This is a genomic window from Saccharopolyspora sp. NPDC049426 (assembly GCF_040676935.1).
In the GTDB taxonomy this organism is placed as follows: Bacteria; Actinomycetota; Actinomycetes; order Mycobacteriales; family Pseudonocardiaceae; genus Saccharopolyspora.
In genome coordinates this window covers 378,986-397,147 of sequence record NZ_JBFAPZ010000005.1, presented here as the reverse complement: position 1 = coordinate 397,147, position 18,162 = coordinate 378,986, and the positions used below count along the sequence as shown (strand labels likewise).

The following is an 18,162-nucleotide window of genomic DNA, read 5'->3' as shown; positions in this document are numbered from 1 at the left end:
AAAAGTCATACTTATTGCTTAGGCTGTGGCGCGCACCAGCTGCTCAACGAGGAGCCCCTCCATGTTCTCCAGCCTTTCCGCCCCGCTCGCCCAGGCAGCGTCCTGGACGGCGCACGACACCCGTCTGCTGAGCGCCGCGGTCGCCGGCATCGCGGTGATCGTGCTGCTGATCAGCTGGGCGAAGCTCCACCCCTTCCTCTCCCTGGCGCTCGGCGCGACCACGCTCGGCGTGGTGGCCGGGATGCCCTTCGAGGACCTCGTCGACACCTTCACCGAGGGCCTCGGCAAGACCGTCGGCGACGTCGGCCTGCTCGTCGCGCTCGGCGCCATGCTCGGCAAGCTTCTCACCGACAGCGGTGGCGCCGATCAGGTCGTCGAGACGGTCATGCGCCGCACCACCAGCAAGACGCTGCCGTGGGCGATGGTGTTCATCGCCGCGCTGCTCGGCCTGCCGATGTTCTTCGAGGTCGGCGTCGTGCTGCTGGTCCCGGTCGTGGTCATGGTCGCCGCCCGGACCGAGCAGCCGATGCTGCGGATCGGCATCCCGGCGCTTGCCGGTCTGTCGATCCTGCACGGTCTCGTCCCGCCGCACCCCGGTCCGCTCGCCGCCGTCGACGCGCTGCACGTCGACCTCGGTCTGACGCTGGCGCTGGGCATCGTCGTCGCCATCCCGACCGCGATCGTCGCCGGCCCGCTGTTCGGCTCCTACATCGCCAAGCGCGTCGACCTGCCTCCGGCCACCCAGCTGCTGGGCAAGGCCCCCGAGCAGGAGGAGCACCCGCACCGGCCGAGCTTCTTCGCCGCCGTGGCGATGCTGCTGCTGCCGGTCGTGCTGATGCTGTGCAAGTCGGTCGCCGACCTGGCGCTGGCCGAGGACACGCTCGGCTACACGATCCTGGACACCATCGGCACGCCGGTCGTGGCGATGATGCTGACCGTCCTGATCGCCATCGTGGTGCTGGGCCGCGGCGCCCGGTTCTCCCGCTCCCAGCTGGCCGACGTGGTCGGCGGTTCGCTGCCCGCCATCGCCGGGATCATCCTGATCGTCGGTGCCGGTGGTGGTTTCAAGCAGACGCTGGTCGACTCCGGCGTGAACAACACCATCACCGACCTGGCCGCCGGGGCGAACCTGTCGCCGCTGGTGCTGGGCTGGCTGATCGCCGTCGGCATCCGCGTCGCGACGGGTTCGGCGACGGTCGCCACGATCTCGGCCGCGGGCATGGTCGCACCGCTGGTCATCGGACTGCCGCCCGCGCAGGGCGCGCTGGTCGCGCTGGCCATCGGCTCCGGCTCGCTGTTCCTCTCGCACGTCAACGACGCCGGGTTCTGGCTGGTGAAGGAGTACTTCGGCATGACCGTCGGTCAGACCCTCAAGACGTGGTCGGCCATGGAAACCCTCCTGTCGGTCGTCTCCTTCGTCGTCATCCTCGGCATCTCCGCCGTCGTCTAGGGACACCCGAAACCCCGCGAAGAACCCCTGGAATCCCCACCGGGACTCCAGGGGTTCTTTCCGTCCCCACCCCCATCAACCGGTCACCCGCGTCCTCCCCGGCCTGGGTGACCGGATTTCAGTGGAAATCGGGAACCCGATTTCAGTGGAACTCCGGTTCCTGATTTCCACTGAAATCCCGCACGGGACCGGCACCGCGGGGTCGGGGCGCGACTTGGCACCCTGGGTTCGGAGACGCGGTATATTGGCTGGTCGGGCCTTGCGGTCCGGTTGTCTTGTCCGCGCCTGGCATGAGGTGGCGAATTGTCCGACGCCCGAGTTGATCGGGAAACCGTCCGCAGCGAGGAGATCGCGGCCGAACAGCGCTACCTGAACGTGCTGTACGGCAAGCTCGACGACCTCAGAGCGGAGACGACCCAGCGGCTCAAGGACACGCTGCGCGACAGCGGCGGTCCGCCGCAGGCCCGCACGGAGCGCGACATCTCCACCCGGATGTACACCGACAAGCTCACCCAGCTCAGCGCGGTGGAGCACGGGATGTGCTTCGGGCGCCTGGATCTCGACGACGGCGAGACCTTCCACGTCGGCAGGATCGGCCTGTTCGACGAGGACAACGAGTACGAGCCGCTGCTGCTGGACTGGCGCGCACCGGCCGCCCGCCCGTTCTACCTGGCCACTGCAGCGGCGCGGGACGGCGTGCGGCGCCGACGGCACCTCAAGACGAGCTGGCGCAAGGTGCTCGACTACGAGGACGAGATCCTCGACCTCGACGCCGCCGAGCAGGGCAGCGATCTGGGCCTGGCCGGCGAGGCGACGCTGCTGGCGCGGCTGGACGCCCGGCGCACCGGCCAGATGCAGGACATCGTCTCCACGATCCAGGCCGAGCAGGACCGCGTCATCCGCGCGGGCATGAACGGCGTCCTGGTCGTGCAGGGCGGGCCCGGCACCGGCAAGACCGCCGTCGCGCTGCACCGCGCGGCCTACCTGCTGTACACGTTCCGCGAGCAGCTGTCCAAGCGCGGCGTGCTGGTCGTCGGGCCGAACCCGACGTTCCTGCGCTACATCGGCCAGGTGCTTCCGTCGCTGGGTGAGACCGGCGTGCTTCTGTCCACTGTGGGCGGTCTGTACCCCGGGACCACGGCCACCGGAACCGAATCCGCGCAGGTCGCCGAGATCAAGGGCCGACTGAGCATGACCGACGTGCTCAACGCGGCGGTCCGCGACCGGCAGCAGGTGCCGCGCGACCACGTCGAGGTCACCTTCGACCGCGAACCGCTCCACCTCCTTCGCAAGGACGCCACCGCCGCGCGCACCCGCGCCCGGCGCACCCGCCGTCCGCACAACCTGGCGCGCAGGGTGTTCCGCGACGAGATGTTCCGCGCGCTGACGATGCAGGTCGCCGATCGGCTCGGCCGGGAGCTGCTGGACCGGCGCGACCTCGACGAGATCAACGTGGAGCTGCGCGCAGATCCCGAGGTGGCCCGCGCGCTCGACGAGCTGTGGCCGGAGCTGACCCCGCAGCTGCTGCTCGACGAGCTGCTGAGCTCACCCGAACGCCTGGCCACCGCCACCGCGAAGGTGCTCGACGACGAGGAGCGCGACGCCCTGTCGCGCCCGGCGGGCACGCCGTGGACCCCGGCCGACGTCCCGCTGCTCGACGAGATCGCCGAACTGCTCGGCGAGGACGACGCGCAGGAGCGCGCCGACCGCGAACGCGCGGAGCGCGAGGAACTCGCCTACGCGCAAGGCGTTCTGCACATCATGGAGCAGGACGAGGAGATCGCCGACGAGGAGCGGCTGCGGGTCTCCGACGTGCTCGACGCGGAGCTGCTGGCCGAGCGGTTCCGCACCCGCAGCGACCTGACCGCCGCCGAGCGGGCCGCCGAGGACCGCACCTGGACCTTCGGGCACGTCATCGTCGACGAGGCGCAAGAGCTCTCGGAGATGGCCTGGCGGGTGCTGATGCGCCGCTGCCCGAGCCGGTCGATGACGCTGGTCGGTGACGTCGCGCAGACCGGGGCGCTGGGCGGGGCCCAGTCCTGGGACGAGGTGCTCTCGCCGTACGTGCAGGACCGGTGGAAGCTGGCGGAGCTGACGGTGAACTACCGGACCCCGGCGGAGATCATGGACGTCGCCGCCGAAGTCCTCTCCGAACTGGACACGGACCTGGAGCCACCTCACTCGGTCCGCACCACCGGGAACCTGCCGTGGGCGCAGCACATCCGGCGCGAGGACCTGCTCGCCGAGCTGCCCCAGGTGGTTTCGGCCGAGCTGGCCGAGGTGACCGACGGGCGGCTGGCGGTGCTGATGCCGCCGGACCTGCTCGCCGAGATCGGGCCGGAGCTGGCCGAATCGCTGCCCGAGGCGGTCATCGGCACCCGCCCCGACGACCTCGAATCCCCGGCGGTGCTGCTGACCGTCGACGAGGCCAAGGGGCTGGAGTTCGACGCGGTGCTGCTGGTGGAACCGGAGGCCGTCGTCGAGGCGTCCGACCGCGGCATCAACGACCTCTACGTCGCCCTGACCCGGGCCACGCAGCGCCTCGGCATCGTCCACTCCGACGACCTGCCGCCCACCCTGGCGCGTTCCTTCGCGTGAACCGCCGCGAGGCTTGGGTGCGCGGCCCGGCCGCGTGACTCGATTCGAATTTCGCGCGAAATTCGAGGGCCAGGCTCAGCCTTCAAATTTCGCGCGAAATTCGAATCCGCGCGCCGAGCGGCGACGCATCGAGGCCGGGGTGTGGGGTCCCGCGAGGAATCGCCTGCCCCTGGTAGGACGGCAGTTCCACGCGGAACCGGGCCTCACACCGCCAGCGGCAGGGCCGTGGGGTGAACCGGGGACGGGAGCTCGGAGGTTCCCATCAGCTGGCTGTCCACCGCGTGCGCGACCGAGCGGCCCTCCGCGATGGCCCAGACGACCAGCGACGCACCGCGATGGGCGTCACCGCAGACGAACACGTCCGGAGCGGTGGTCTCCCAGTTCGACCCGGAGCCGATCGTGCCGCGCTTGGTGAGCTCGATTCCCAGCCCGTCGAGCAGCGGCATGCGCTCGACGCCCTCGAAACCGATCGCCAACAGGGCCAGGTCGCAGGGCAACTCCTCGACCTCGTCGGAGACCGGAACCACCTGGCGGCGCCCGTTCTCGTCGCGGCTGACCTCGACGTGCCGCAACCGCACCGCGCGGACCCGGCCCTCGGCATCGCCTGCGAAGGACTCGATGGCGACCGCGAACTTCCGCTCACCGGCCTCCTCGTGCGCCGGGTAGGTGCGCAGCACGTACGGCCAGACCGGCCACGGCGAGAGCTCGTCATCGCGCTCGGTGGGCGGCTGCGGGTAGTTGTCCAGCTGCGTCACCGACAACGCGCCCTGGCGGGTCGCGGTGCCGTAGCAGTCGGCGCCGGTGTCGCCGCCGCCGAGGATGATGACGTGCTTGCCCTCGGCCGAGATCGGCGTGGGGCCGTCACCTTCGACCTCCTTGTTGGCCGGGACCAGGTGCTCCATCGCCAGGTGCACGCCGTCCAGCTCGCGGCCCGGGATGGTCGTGTCGTCGCGGCCGCGCAGCGCGCCCACCGCGAGCACCACGGCGTCGTGACCGGCGCGCAGGTCCGACACGGTCAGGTCCACGCCGACCTCGCAGCCGGTGACGAACTTCGTGCCCTCCTCGCGCATCTGCGCCAGACGCCGGTCGAGGGCGGACTTCTCCATCTTGAACTCGGGAATCCCGTAGCGCATCAGCCCGCCGATGCGGTCGTCGCGCTCGTAGACGGTCACCTCGTGGCCCGCGCGGGTCAGCTGCTGCCCGGCGGCCAAACCCGCGGGGCCGGAACCGACCACGGCGACCCGCTTCCCGGTGTGCTCCTCGCTGAAGCGCGGGGAGACGTAGGAGTTCTCCCAGGCGACCTCGGCGATGGTCTCCTCGACCCGCTTGATCGCCACCGCTCCCCCGGCATCGGGAGAAATCGCCAGCACGCAGCCGGCTTCGCACGGCGCCGGGCACAACTTGCCGGTGAACTCGGGGAAGTTGTTGGTCGCGTGCAGCCGGTCGCTGGCCATCTCCCACTGGCCGCGGCGGACCATGTTGTTCCACTCCGGGATCAGGTTGCCCAGCGGGCAACCCGCCGAACCCGAGTGGCAGAACGGGATGCCGCAGTCCATGCAGCGGGCGGCCTGCGTGGCGACCTGCGCGTTGCGGTCCTCGGTGGACAGCGCGGCGTAGACCTCGTGCCAGTCGCCCAGCCGCTCATCGGTGGGACGCTTCGGCGCGTCGGCCCGCGAGTGCTTCAGAAAACCCTTGGGGTCAGCCACGGGAAGCCTCCATGATCACCTCGTTGACGTCCCGGCCCTCGATCTTGGCCATCCGCATGGCGTCCAGGACCCGCTGGAAATCGCGCGGCATCACCTTGGTGAACGCCGCCGAACGCCGCGGCCAGTCGCCCAGCAGCGACGCGGCCACAGCCGAACCGGTCAGCTCGTGGTGCTGCCGCACGACCTCGTGCAGCCACTTGAGCTCCTTGGCGCTCAACGGCTTGAGGTCGACCATCGCGGTGTTCACCCGCACGGGGTCCAGGTCCAGCACGTAGGCGATGCCGCCGGACATGCCGGCACCGACGTTGCGGCCGGTGCCACCGAGCACGATCGCCCGGCCGCCGGTCATGTACTCGAAGGCGTGGTCACCGACGCCTTCGCAGACCAGCTGCGCACCGGAGTTGCGGACGCCGAAGCGCTCGCCGACCTGGCCGCGCAGGAAGATCTCACCGCTGGTCGCGCCGTAGCCGATCACGTTGCCCGCGATGACCTGGTCCTCGGCGCGGAACGCCGACTTCGGATCGGGGCGGACCACGATCCGGCCACCGGAGAGGCCCTTGCCGACGTAGTCGTTGGCGTCTCCGACCATGTCCAGCGTGATGCCGGAGGGCAGGAACGCGCCCAGCGACTGGCCGGCCGAACCCTCCAGCTCGACGTGGATGGTGTCCTCCGGCAGGCCGTCGCCGCCGAAGCGGCGGGACACCTCCGCGCCCAGCAGGGTCCCGACGGTGCGGTTGACGTTGCGCACCGGCAGCTGCAACCGGACCGGGCGGGCGTCCTCCAACGCGGCCTCGGCGAGCTGGATCAGCGTGCGGTCCAGCGCCTGGTCGAGGGCGTGGTCCTGCTCGCGCACCTTCCGGCGCACCGGCGAGTACGGGGTCTTCGGCTCGGCGAACACCGGCTCCAGGTCCAGGCCCCGGGACTTCCAGTGCTGCACGGCGTTGTCGCGCCGCAGCGCCGAGACCTGGCCGATGGCCTCGTCCAGCGTCCGGAACCCCAGCTGCGCCAGGTGCTCCCGCACTTCCTGGGCGATGAACTCGAAGAAGTTCACCACGTGCTCGACCTGGCCGGTGAACCTCTTGCGCAGGTCCGGGTTCTGGGTCGCGACGCCGACCGGGCAGGTGTCGAGGTGGCAGACGCGCATCATGATGCAGCCCTCGACCACCAGCGGTGCGGTGGCGAAGCCGTACTCCTCGGCGCCCAGCAGGGCGGCCACCACGACGTCGCGGCCGGTCTTGAAACCGCCGTCGCACTGCACCGTGATCCGGTCGCGCAGGCCGTTGAGCAGCAGCGTCTGCTGCGTCTCGGCCAGCCCGACCTCCCACGGCGTACCCGCGTGCTTGAGCGAGGTCAGCGGCGCGGCACCGGTGCCTCCGTCGTGACCGGAGATCAGCACCACGTCGGCGTGCGCCTTCGACACGCCCGCCGCGACTGTGCCGACGCCGACCTCGCTGACCAGCTTGACGTGCACGCGGGCCTGCTCGTTGGCGTTCTTGAGGTCGTGGATCAGCTGCGCCAGGTCCTCGATCGAGTAGATGTCGTGGTGCGGCGGCGGCGAGATCAGCCCGACGCCCGGCGTGGAGTGCCGTGTCGTGGCGATCCACGGGTACACCTTGTGCGCGGGCAGCTGACCGCCCTCGCCGGGCTTGGCGCCCTGGGCCATCTTGATCTGGATGTCGCTGGCGTTGACCAGGTACTCGCTGGTCACGCCGAAGCGGCCGGAGGCGACCTGCTTGACCGCCGAGCGCCGCTCGGGGTCGTAGAGCCGGTCGACGTCCTCGCCGCCCTCACCGGAGTTGGACTTGCCGCCGATCTGGTTCATCGCGATCGCCAGCACCTCGTGGGCCTCGGCGGAGATCGCGCCGTAGCTCATCGCACCGGTGGAGAACCGCTTCATGATCGACGACGCGGGCTCGACCTCGTCGATGTCGATCGGATCGCGCCCGCTGTCGAACTCGAAGAGCCCGCGCAGGGTTCCGCCCTCGGCCGCCAACCGGTCGCACTCCGCGGTGTACTCGCGGAACTTGTCGTACCTGCCGGTCTTGGTCGAATGCTGCAGCAGGAACACCGTTTCCGGCGTGAACAGGTGCAGTTCGCCCTCGCGGCGGTAGGAGTAGTCGCCGCCGATCTCCAGCTTGCGGTGCACGCGCTCGGTCGGGTTGTCCGGGTAGGCGCGGCGGTGCCGCTGCGCGACCTCCTCGGCCAGCTCGTCGAGTCCGACGCCCCCGAGCTTGGAGGTGGTGCCCAGGAAGTAGGACTCCACGACCTCCTGCGACAGTCCGACGGCCTCGAAGACCTGCGCGGCCGTGTACGCGCCGACGGTCGAGATGCCCATCTTGGACATCACCTTCAGCACGCCCTTGACCAGCGCCTGCACGTAGTTGCGGATGGCGACCTTGGGACGCACCCCGGAGATCTCGCCGGTCGAGATCATGTCCTCGATGGCTTCGAAAGCCAGGTACGGGTTGACCGCCGCCGCGCCGTAGCCCAGCAGGGCGGCCACGTGGTGCACCTCGCGGGCGTCACCGGACTCCACGACCAGCGCGACGCGCAGCCGCTCCTTGGTCTGGATCAGGTACTGGTGCACCGCCGACACCAGCAGCAGCGACGGGATCGGCGCCCACTTGTGGTCGGAGTCCCGATCGGAGAGCACCAGCACGCGCGCCCCGGCGGCGATCGCCTCGGACGCCTCGGCGCGGACCCGCTCGATGGCCTCCGCCAGCGCCTGACCGCCACCGTCCACTTCGTACAGACCGGAGAGCACCGCCGAGGAGAACCCCGGCAGGTCGCCGTCGTCGTTGATGTGGATGAGCTTGGCCAGCTCGTCGTTGTCGATGACCGGGTTGGGCAGCACGATGTGCCTGCAGGACGCCGACGACGGGTTCAGCAGGCTCTGCTCCGGGCCCATGATCCGCGACACCGAGGTCACGATCTCCTCGCGGATCGCGTCCAGCGGCGGGTTCGTGACCTGCGCGAACTGCTGCACGAAGTACTCGTAGAGCATCCGCGAGCGCTGCGACAGCGGAGCGGTCGGGGTGTCGGCACCCATCGAACCCAGCGGCTCGGCGCCTGCGGTGGCCATCGGAGCCAGCAGCAGGCTCAGCTCCTCCTCGGTGTAGCCGAAGGACAGCTGGCGGCGCACCACCGACTCGTGGGTGCTGACCACGTGCTCGCGGTCGGCGAGCTCGTCGAGGTTGAGCAGACCGGCGTGCAGCCACTCGTCGTAGGCGTGCTCGGAGGCCAGCTCGGTCTTGAACTCCTCGTCGTCGACGATGCGGCCCTGCTCGGTGTCGATCAGGAACATCCGCCCCGGCTGCAGGCGGCCCTTGGCGACCACCTCGGACGGGTCGACGCCCAGGACACCGGCCTCGCTGGCCAGCACCACGCGGCCGTCGGCGGTCTGCCACCAGCGCGCCGGACGCAGGCCGTTGCGGTCGAGCACCGCGCCGACCAGCGAACCGTCGGTGAAGGTGACGCAGGCCGGGCCGTCCCACGGCTCCATCAGACTCGCGTGGAACTGGTAGAACGCCTTGCGCTTGGGGTCCATCTCGGCGTGGTTCTCCCACGCCTCCGGGATCATCATCAGCACCGCGTGCGGCAGCGACCGACCGCCCAGGTGCAGCAGCTCCAGGACCTCGTCGAAGGACGCCGAGTCGGAGGCGTCGTCGGCGCAGATCGGGTACAGCCGGGACAGCTCGCCCGGGATCAGGTCGGAGGACAGCAGCGCCTCGCGAGCCCGCATCCGGTTGCGGTTGCCGCGGATGGTGTTGATCTCGCCGTTGTGCGCCACGTAGCGGAACGGGTGCGCCAGCGGCCACGACGGGAACGTGTTCGTGGAGAACCGGCTGTGCACCAGCGCGATGGCGCTGGCCAGCCGCTCGTCGGTCAGGTCCGGGAAGAACCCGGGCAGCTGCTGGGTGGTCAGCATGCCCTTGTAGACGAACGTGCGAGCGGACAGCGACGGGAAGTACAGCTCCATGCCCTGCCGCGCCGCCTCGCGCTCGGCGCGCTTGCGCAGGCAGAACGCCAGCCGGTCCAGCTGCAGGCCGGACTCGCCGTCGTTGCCGGCGACCATCAGGGTCGCGAAGTGCGGCATGCAGTCGCGGGCCGTGGTGCCCACGTCCGCGCCGTCCGGCGCGGTGGGCACCTCCCGCCAGCCCAGGACCGTCATGTTCTCCTCGGCCGCGATCTCCTCCACCAGCGCCACGACGCGCTCGCGCTGCTCGGCGTCGGCGGGCAGGAAGCCCATTCCGGCGGCGTAGCGGCTCTCGCCGTTCTCGGCGGGCTCGGGCAGGAGCACGCCCGCCGTGGCCCGCAGGAGCTCGTCAGGCAGCTGGAGCAGGATGCCCGCGCCGTCACCGCTGGTGGGCTCGGCGCCCGCGGCACCGCGGTGCTCCAGGTTCGCCAGAGCGGTCAGGGCGTCCGCGACGATTCCATGCGAACGCCGACCTCGAATGTCGGCGACCATGGCCACACCGCAGGAATCCTGCTCCGCAGCCGGGTCGTACAGGCCCTGGGCCGCTGGGATCGCAGAGAAGACCACTGCGCAGACCTCCCTCGTCATGCTCGTGCTTGAAAGTCGGCGGTCGGCCATGACCTGACTTCTTCGACTTCTGGGCACGGGACGGCACTGGCCCGCAGCTGGAAAGTTCCGGTTCTGCCGTAGAAGATTTCGGGAGCGAGATTTCGGGCACGTTCGCCCGCTCGCTGTGACCGGAGCGTTTAGCAGACTTTAACAGCCAGGATACCCGGAAGCAGCAACTTGAAAGTGATGCTGAACATCTTGTTGTAACGCCCGTCGCTGGCTATACGCCAAGGACTCGGCTGCTCAGGACCCCGCGGTCGCGTCGCGACCGGAACGCGGCCTGAACCACATCACACAGCCCGTCGGCAGCTCGCCCAGGCGAACCGCACGTCGGCGGACACCGTCCGTCATCGAATTTACCCGCAGCGCCGCCACCTGTGTAGCGGCTCGCCCTCCGGCAGGTCCCCAGGGCGATCTTTGCTGATATCTTTCCTGCTCAGGGCACCCACCGCGGTGGGTGTTCGTTTCGCCAGCTCCGACCCGAGGGAAGACATGACCGGGTTCCGCCGTCTCGCCGCCCTGATGATGGCCGCATTCGCCCTGCTCACCATGGTCACGGCGTGCGCGACCCGCCAGCACTCCCCGGTGCCGGTGGTGCCCGACGATCCCGCGTCGTCCTTCCCCGCGAAGGTCTCGCTTCCCGGCGGCCAGTCGGTGACCCTGCTCCAGCAGCCCAAGCGGATCGTCTCGCTGTCGCCGTCGGCGACCGAGACCCTCTTCGCGCTCGGCGCGGGGGACCAGGTCATCGCCGTCGACCAGCACTCCACGTTCCCGCAGAACGCGCCGCGCACCGAGCTGTCCGGCTTCACCGCCGACGCCGCAGCCGTGGCGAGCAAGAACCCGGACCTGGTCATCGCCCCGGACAACGCCACCCAGCTCGCAGAGGGCCTGAAGGTGGTCGACGTGCCGGTGCTGCTGACGCCCGCGGCCGCCAGCCTCGACGACGCCTACCAGCAGATGCAGGCGATCGGCCGCGCCACCGGGCACGGCAACCAGGCGAACGCGATGGTGCAGAAGATGCGCACAGACATCGCCGGCATCGTGGCCTCCACGCCCAAGCCCCCGCAGCCGATGAGCTACTTCCACGAGGTCAGCCCCGACCTCTACACGGCGACCTCGCAGAGCTTCGTGGGCAACGTGTACTCGCTGTTCGGGATGGTCAACATCGCCGACCCTGCCGGTGGACCGTTCCCGCAGCTGTCGCAGGAGCACGTGGTGCAGGCCAACCCGAACCTGATCTTCGCCGCCGACACCAAGTGCTGCGGGGTCAACGCCGCCGCGATCGCCGCGCGGCCCGGCTGGCACACCATCGACGCCGTCCGCCGCAATCAGGTCGTGGAGCTCGACGACGACCTGGCAGGCCGCTGGGGACCGCGCGTGGTGGAGTTGGTGCGCTCCATCAGCCAAGCGGTGGGCAAGGCACAGCAGGGTTGATCTCGCCGACCCGACTCCGCCCGTGGCATCTCGTCGTCGGCGTGTTGGTGCTGGTGGGAAGCGTGTTGCTGTCGGTGCTGGTGGGTGCCGCGGAACTCGGACGGGACCGGGTGCTGGCCGAGATCGTCGCCCAGCTGACCGGCGGGGTCTCACCGCTGTCCGAGCGCGAGGCGGCGATCCTGTGGGACCTGCGGGTGCCCCGCACCGTGCTCGGCGTGCTCGTCGGCGCCGCGCTCGCGGTGTCCGGCGCCGCGTTCCAGGGCGTGTTCCGCAACCCCCTGGCCGACCCCTACCTGCTGGGATCGGCCGCAGGGGCGGGCTTGGCAGTCACCCTGGTGATCACCACCGCGCCGCAGTCCGGGCTGTCGATCCCGGTGCAGGCGGCGGCCTTCGCCGGAGCGCTGGGAGGTGTCGGGCTGACCTGGCTGGTCGGGCGCTCGGCCGGCCCCGACACGGCGACGCTGGTGCTGGCCGGAGTGGCGGTGGGTGCCTTCCTCACGGCCGGTCAGACGTTCCTGCAGCAGCTGCGGGTGGAGTCCTTGCAGCAGGTCTACCTGTGGATCCTCGGGCGGTTGAGCACCACCGGGTGGCGCGAGGTGCTGATCGTGCTGCCGCACCTGGTGGTCTCGGCGGTCGTGCTGTGCCTGTGCGCGCGGCTGCTGGACGTGCTGGGCACCGGTGACGAGGAGGCCACGTCGCTGGGCGTGCACCCGAGCCGGGTGCGGATCCTGGTGCTGATCGCGGCGTCGCTGGCCACCGCCGCCGCGGTGTCGGTGGCTGGGCTCATCGGGTTCGTCGGGCTGGCGGTGCCGCACCTGGTGCGGCTGGCCATCGGCGGCGGGTTCCGGATCATCGTGCCGATGTCGCTGCTGTTCGGCGGGGTGTTCCTGGTGCTCGCCGACGTGCTCGCCCGGACGTTGCTGGCGCCCGCGGAGATCCCGATCGGCGTGATCACCGCGTTCACCGGCGCCCCGTTCTTCGCCGTGCTGCTGCACCGGAGGCGGGCGTGAGCCGGCTGGAGATCCACGACCTCGCGGCCGGATACCGCCGCCGCCCGGTCGTTTCCGGAGTGTCGACCACAGTGGACACCGGCGGCTGGCTGGGCATCATCGGACCCAACGGCGCGGGCAAGTCCACGCTGCTCAAGGCCGTCGCCGGGTTGCTCGGTCACACCGGGGACGTGCTGGTCGACGGTCGGCGAACGGCGTCGCTGCGCCGCCGCGAGCGAGCCCGCACCCTCGCCTACGCGCCGCAGATCCCGCAGCTGCCGCTGGGACTCACGGTCACCGACTACGTCCTGCTCGGACGCACGCCCCACCTCGGCCCGCTCGGGCGCGAAAGCCGCAGCGACCTCGGAGTCGTCGACGAACTCCTCACCCGCCTGGGCCTGAGCAGCCTCGCCGGACGTTCGCTGCACACCCTCTCCGGCGGCGAGCGGCAGCGCACGGTCCTCGCCCGCGCCCTGGCTCAACGAGCCGGAGTCCTGCTGCTCGACGAACCGACCACGGGACTCGACATCGGCCACGCCCAATCCCTCCTGGACCTGGTCGACGAACTCCGCACCGAGCTGGGGACCACGGTCATCACCACGCTCCACGACCTCACCCTCGCCGCCCAGTACGCCGACGACCTCCTGCTGCTGTCCAACGGCACCCCCGCGGCCCACGGCACCCCGGCCGAAGTCCTCACCCCCGAAACCCTCAACCCCCACTACGCGGCCAGAACCACCCTCCTCCACACCCCCAACGGCACCCCGGTCATCACCCCCACCCGCCTCGATTGACGGGATTTCAGTGGAAACCCGACACCCACCACCCGGAACCGGACTTCCACTGAAACCCGGTCTGGGTGTGGAGAAGCCGAGGCCGCGAGCTCCACTCGGGAGTCGCGGCCTCGGCTCGGTCGTTCTGCGCGGGGCGTCAGGACTGGGTCTTGGCGTCCTTGGCGTCCACCTCGGACTTCGTGGCCTTGTCGTCGTCCTGCTCCGAGGCGTTGTCCGGTTCCGCGGACTCCTCGTCGGAGCCCTTCGACTCGACCTCGACGTCGGAGTTCTCGGACTTGTCCTCGTCGTCGTTGGAGCGCTTCGGCTTGGGATCGTCGTGGTCCGGGGATTCCGCGTCGGGGTCCTCGGTCCTGTCCTCGGGCTCGTCGGTGTCGGAGCCTTCGGGGGTTCCGCTCGACTTGCCGGGTGCCGTGGTGGACGGGATGTCATCCGGGTAGGGCTTGCCGGCCAGCAGAGCGGGGTCTTCGCGCTTGCCCCGGACGACGAGGAGGTAGATGACCGCGCCGAGGAAGACCACCAGCGAGGTGAAGACGTTGATGCGGATGCCCAGGATGTGGGTGGCCTCGTCGCTGCGCATCATCTCGATCCACACGCGACCCGCCGTGTAACCGGCGACGTAGAGCGCGAACACGCGGCCGTGGCCCATCCGGAACTTGCGATCAGCCCACAGCACCAGCAGGAAGACGCCGACGTTCCACAGCAGCTCGTACAGGAACGTCGGGTGCACCACGGTGATCGGCGTCGGGTCGACCGCCACGCCCGCGATCGGGTCGGCGAGCCCGGTGTCCGGGTCGATGCGCCGGTAGATCTCCAGGCCCCACGGCACATTCGTCGGACCGCCGTAGAGCTCCTGGTTGAACCAGTTGCCCAGCCGGCCGACGGCCTGCGCGAGCACCAGACCGGGCGCGACGGTGTCGGCGAAGGCGGGCAGCGGCACACCTCGCTGGCGGCAGCCGATCCAGGCACCCACGGCACCGAGCGCGACCGCGCCCCAGATGCCGAGACCGCCCTCCCAGACCTTCAACGCGTCCAGGGGGTTCCGGTCCGGGCCGAAGTACTTGTACCAGTCGGTGGCCACGTGGTAGAGCCGCCCGCCGATGAGGCCGAACGGCACCGCCCACACGGCGACGTCGACGACCGTGCCCTCGCGACCGCCGCGCGCGATCCAGCGACGGCTGCTGATCCACACCGCGAGCACGATGCCGGCGATGATGCACAGCGCGTACGCGCGCAGCGGGATCGGTCCGATGTACCAAACCCCCTGCGGAGGGCTCGGAATGTTGGCCAGGAGCGGACTAGCCGAAGCGGCAACCGTGGCATTCACGACGCTTACGGTATCGGGCGCCCCACCACAGGTGAGCACCCCCCGTGCAGCATCACGGCAGGACAACGAACCCGTGACCCGTTGGCGAAGAACGTTTCGGGACTGCTCCCGTGGATCACGTCGCCCGTCGGTGCGGGCGGCGGCGGCGCGAGCTGAGCCCCACCGCCGCCGGAACGACCGCTCAGGCTCCGCGCACGCCCGCGGCGAGGTCCGCGGTCAAGGCGCGGACGCCTTCGACGCCGTCCTTCTCCGCGCTGGTCACGAACGCCGAGCCGACGATCACGCCGTCGGCGAAGCGCGCCACCTCGGCCGCCTGCTCGCGGGAGCGAACGCCCAGACCGACGCCGATCGGCAGGTCGGTGTGCGCGCGGGTGCGCTCCACCAGGCCGGACGCGGCCGAGCCGACGGAGTCGCGGGCACCGGTCACGCCCATCACGGACGTGGCGTAGACGAAGCCGCTGCTGGCCTTGGCGGTCAGCGCGAGCCGCTCCTCGGTGGAGGACGGCGCGACCAGGAAGATCCGGTCCAGCCCGTGCTCGTCGGTGGCGGCGATCCAGTCCTCTCCCTCGTCGGGGATGAGGTCAGGGGTGATCACGCCGAGCCCGCCCGCCGCCTTGAGGTCGCGGGCGAAGGCGTCCACGCCGTAGTGGTGCACGGGGTTCCAGTAGGTCATCACCACCGCGTTGCCACCGGCCTCGGCGATGGTGGAGACGATGTCGAACACCTGCCGGACCCGGAAACCGGCGCGCAGCGAGGTCTCGCTGGCGGCCTGGATGGTCGGCCCGTCCATCACCGGGTCGGAGAACGGCAACCCGACCTCGACGATGTCGCACCCGGGACCGTCCCCGGGCAGCATCGCCTTGAACAGCTCCTCGCTGTCCTCGACGGTCGGGTAACCGGCGGGCAGGTACCCGATCAAGGCCGCCCGGGACTCGTTGCGGCATCCCTGGAAAACCTCACGCAGGCTCATCACGCCTCCTCGTCGACGAGCCCGAAGTACTTCGCCGCAGTGTCCATGTCCTTGTCACCCCGGCCCGAGAGGCTGACCACGATCAGGCCGTCCGGCCCCAGCTCCTGGCCGAGCTTGATCGCCCCGGCCAGGGCGTGCGCGGACTCGATCGCCGGGATGATGCCCTCGGTGCGCGACAGCAGCTGGAACGCCTGCATCGCCTCGTCGTCGGTCACCGAGCGGTACTCCGCCCGACCGGTGTCCTTGAGGTAGGAGTGCTCCGGCCCGACGCCCGGGTAGTCCAGCCCGGCGGAGATCGAGTAGGCCTCGATGACCTGCCCGTCCTCGTCCTGCAGCAGGTAGGAGCGGGCGCCGTGCAGTGTGCCCGGGGTGCCCTCGCCGAGGGTCACGCCGTGCTCGCCGGACTCGATGCCGTGACCGGCGGGCTCGTAGCCGATCAGCCGCACGTCGGCGTCGTCGATGAAGCCGTGGAAGATGCCGATCGCGTTCGATCCACCGCCGACGCAGGCCACGACCGCGTCGGGCAGCCGGCCGGCCATCTGCAGCGTCTGCTCGCGGGCCTCGTCACCGATGACGCGGTGGAAGTTGCGCACCATCATCGGGAACGGGTGCGCCCCGGCGGCGGTGCCCAGCAAGTAGTGGGTGTGGTCGACGTTGGCGACCCAGTCGCGCAGCGCCTCGTTGATGGCGTCCTTGAGCGTCGCCGAGCCGTTGGCCACCGGGATGACCTCGGCGCCCAGCAGCCGCATCCGGGCCACGTTGAGGGCCTGGCGCTCGGTGTCGACCTTGCCCATGTAGACCACGCACTCCAGGCCCAGCAGCGCGCAGGCGGTCGCGGTGGCCACGCCGTGCTGACCGGCACCGGTCTCGGCGATGACGCGGCGCTTGCCCATCCGCTTGACCAGCAGCGCCTGCCCCAGCACGTTGTTGATCTTGTGCGAGCCGGTGTGGTTGAGGTCCTCGCGCTTGAGCAGGACGCGGGCGCCGCCCGCGTGCTCGGAGAAGCGCTTGGCCTCGGTCAGCAGCGAGGGGCGACCGGCGTAGTTGCGCAGCAGGTCGTCGAGCTCGGCGAGGAACTCCGGGTCCTGCTGGGCCTTGGCGTACTCGGCGGCGAGCTCGTCCTGAGCCGCGATCAGCGCCTCCGGCATGAACCGGCCGCCGTACTCGCCGAAGTGCCCGCGCCCGTCCGGATCGTGCCCCTCGGGCACGGGTGTGCCCTGGCGGTGGGCGCGCGCGGCGTCAGCCCCGACGGTCATTGCCTTACCTCCTGTGCTTCGCACGCCGCGCCGTCGAGCCTCAGCGGCTCGGACGCGGGCATGCCGGGTGCGACCCGGCCGTCACCAGCTGGTTGACCGCCGATTTCGGGTTGTCGCTGGTCACCAGGCCCTCGCCGACCAGAACGGCGTCGGCGCCCGACCCCGCGTAGGCCATCAGGTCGCTGGGGCCGCGAACACCGGACTCGGCGACCTTGAGGATGTCCTGCGGCAGTCCCGGAGCGATCCGGCCGAACACGTCGCGGTCGACTTCGAGGGTATGCAGGTTGCGCGCGTTGATGCCAATGATTTTCGCCCCGGCCTCCAACGCGCGGTCGGACTCCTCGGCGGTGTGCACCTCCACCAGCGCGGCCATGCCCAGCGACTCCACCCGGTCGAGCAGCGCCTCCAGCACGTTCTGCTCCAGGGCGGCCACGATGAGCAGCACCATGTCCGCTCCGTGCGCGCGGGCCTCGTGCACCTGGTACGGGCTGACCACGAAGTCCTTGCGCAGGACCGGCGTGGCCGGGACCCGCTTGCGCACCGCGTCCAGGTCGGCCAGCGAACCGCCGAAGCGGCGCTGCTCGGTGAGCACGCTGATCACGCGGGCACCCGCATCGGCGTAGTCGGCGGCGAGATCGGCCGGTTCGGCGATCTCGGCCAGCTCGCCCTTGGACGGGCTGCGCCGCTTGACCTCCGCGATGACGCCCACGCCCTGCGATTTGAGCGCGGCCAGCACGTCGTGCGGCGGCGTCGCCGCTGCGGACAGCTGCTTGATCTCGTCGAACGGAATCGCCGATTCGCGCACCGCGAGATCCTCGCGGACGCCTTCGATGATGTCTTCCAGAACGGTCACGCGAACACCTCGCCGGCTGTGCCCCGAACACTCACCCGCAATGCCCAGACCCTGCTGAATGCGCGGTTGAACTCATTGCGCTCGATCACGACACTCCCCTTCCCGCCGTGCCGTCGCATGGCCGATGCTAAACCTCACCGACCCGCCCACTTACCAAGGGGTGGGCAGGGAGTCCCAGCGCAACAAGGACCTTTGGCCCTGTC

General features: G+C 70.4%; 11 protein-coding genes. 5 read left to right on the top strand and 6 right to left on the bottom strand.

Features of this window, described 5'->3' with window-relative positions:
* The first annotated feature begins 61 nt into the window (after positions 1-61).
* Positions 62-1,450 carry a gluconate:H+ symporter gene (locus tag AB0J78_RS13595; RefSeq protein WP_363789227.1) on the top strand — a complete coding sequence of 463 codons (1,389 nt, stop codon included), beginning with the start codon at positions 62-64 and terminating at the stop codon, positions 1,448-1,450.
* 303 nt (positions 1,451-1,753) lie between these two features.
* The gene (locus AB0J78_RS13590) at positions 1,754-4,048 is read left to right on the top strand and encodes an ATP-binding domain-containing protein (protein ID WP_363789226.1); all 2,295 of its coding nucleotides are present in this window, start codon (positions 1,754-1,756) and stop codon (positions 4,046-4,048) included.
* Between the two features lie 203 nt (positions 4,049-4,251).
* On the opposite strand, the gene AB0J78_RS13585 is transcribed toward AB0J78_RS13590, so the two are convergent.
* Together AB0J78_RS13585 and gltB are read right to left on the bottom strand one after the other, a co-directional pair.
* On the bottom strand, positions 4,252-5,754 hold the full coding sequence (locus tag AB0J78_RS13585) for a glutamate synthase subunit beta (RefSeq protein WP_363789225.1): 1,503 nt from the start codon (positions 5,752-5,754) through the stop codon (positions 4,252-4,254).
* Positions 5,747-10,297, bottom strand: coding sequence for a glutamate synthase large subunit (gltB, locus tag AB0J78_RS13580; RefSeq protein ID WP_363789224.1), 4,551 nt, complete (start codon positions 10,295-10,297; stop codon positions 5,747-5,749). The genes AB0J78_RS13585 and gltB overlap by 8 nt, the downstream gene beginning before the upstream one ends.
* Positions 10,298-10,831: 534 nt before the next feature.
* Here gltB and AB0J78_RS13575 point away from each other — a divergent pair.
* The 3 genes from AB0J78_RS13575 to AB0J78_RS13565 are packed head-to-tail and all read left to right on the top strand — an operon-like array spanning position 10,832 to position 13,556.
* Entirely contained in the window at positions 10,832-11,773 is a 942-nt protein-coding gene (locus AB0J78_RS13575) for an ABC transporter substrate-binding protein (RefSeq protein WP_363789223.1), read from the top strand.
* 41 nt (positions 11,774-11,814) lie between these two features.
* Complete coding sequence (locus AB0J78_RS13570) at positions 11,815-12,783, top strand: iron ABC transporter permease (RefSeq protein ID WP_363789222.1); 969 nt, start codon at positions 11,815-11,817, stop codon at positions 12,781-12,783.
* The gene (locus AB0J78_RS13565) at positions 12,780-13,556 is read left to right on the top strand and encodes an ABC transporter ATP-binding protein (protein WP_363789221.1); all 777 of its coding nucleotides are present in this window, start codon (positions 12,780-12,782) and stop codon (positions 13,554-13,556) included. The genes AB0J78_RS13570 and AB0J78_RS13565 overlap by 4 nt, the downstream gene beginning before the upstream one ends.
* Before the next feature lie 136 nt (positions 13,557-13,692).
* Here the strand turns inward: AB0J78_RS13565 and lgt are convergent, their stop codons facing one another.
* The 4 genes from lgt to trpC all read right to left on the bottom strand — a co-directional run bounded on the left by lgt (position 13,693) and on the right by trpC (position 17,959).
* Positions 13,693-14,880 (bottom strand): prolipoprotein diacylglyceryl transferase, encoded by a 1,188-nt coding sequence (lgt, locus tag AB0J78_RS13560; protein ID WP_363789220.1) that lies wholly within the window; start codon positions 14,878-14,880, stop codon positions 13,693-13,695.
* Positions 14,881-15,061: 181 nt separating this feature from the next.
* On the bottom strand, positions 15,062-15,850 hold the full coding sequence (trpA, locus tag AB0J78_RS13555) for a tryptophan synthase subunit alpha (RefSeq protein ID WP_363789219.1): 789 nt from the start codon (positions 15,848-15,850) through the stop codon (positions 15,062-15,064).
* Positions 15,850-17,106, bottom strand: coding sequence for a tryptophan synthase subunit beta (gene trpB / locus AB0J78_RS13550; protein ID WP_363789218.1), 1,257 nt, complete (start codon positions 17,104-17,106; stop codon positions 15,850-15,852). The genes trpA and trpB overlap by 1 nt, the downstream gene beginning before the upstream one ends.
* A gap of 40 nt (positions 17,107-17,146) precedes the next feature.
* The gene (gene trpC / locus AB0J78_RS13545) at positions 17,147-17,959 is read right to left on the bottom strand and encodes an indole-3-glycerol phosphate synthase TrpC (protein WP_132675042.1); all 813 of its coding nucleotides are present in this window, start codon (positions 17,957-17,959) and stop codon (positions 17,147-17,149) included.
* Positions 17,960-18,162: the final 203 nt, after the last annotated feature.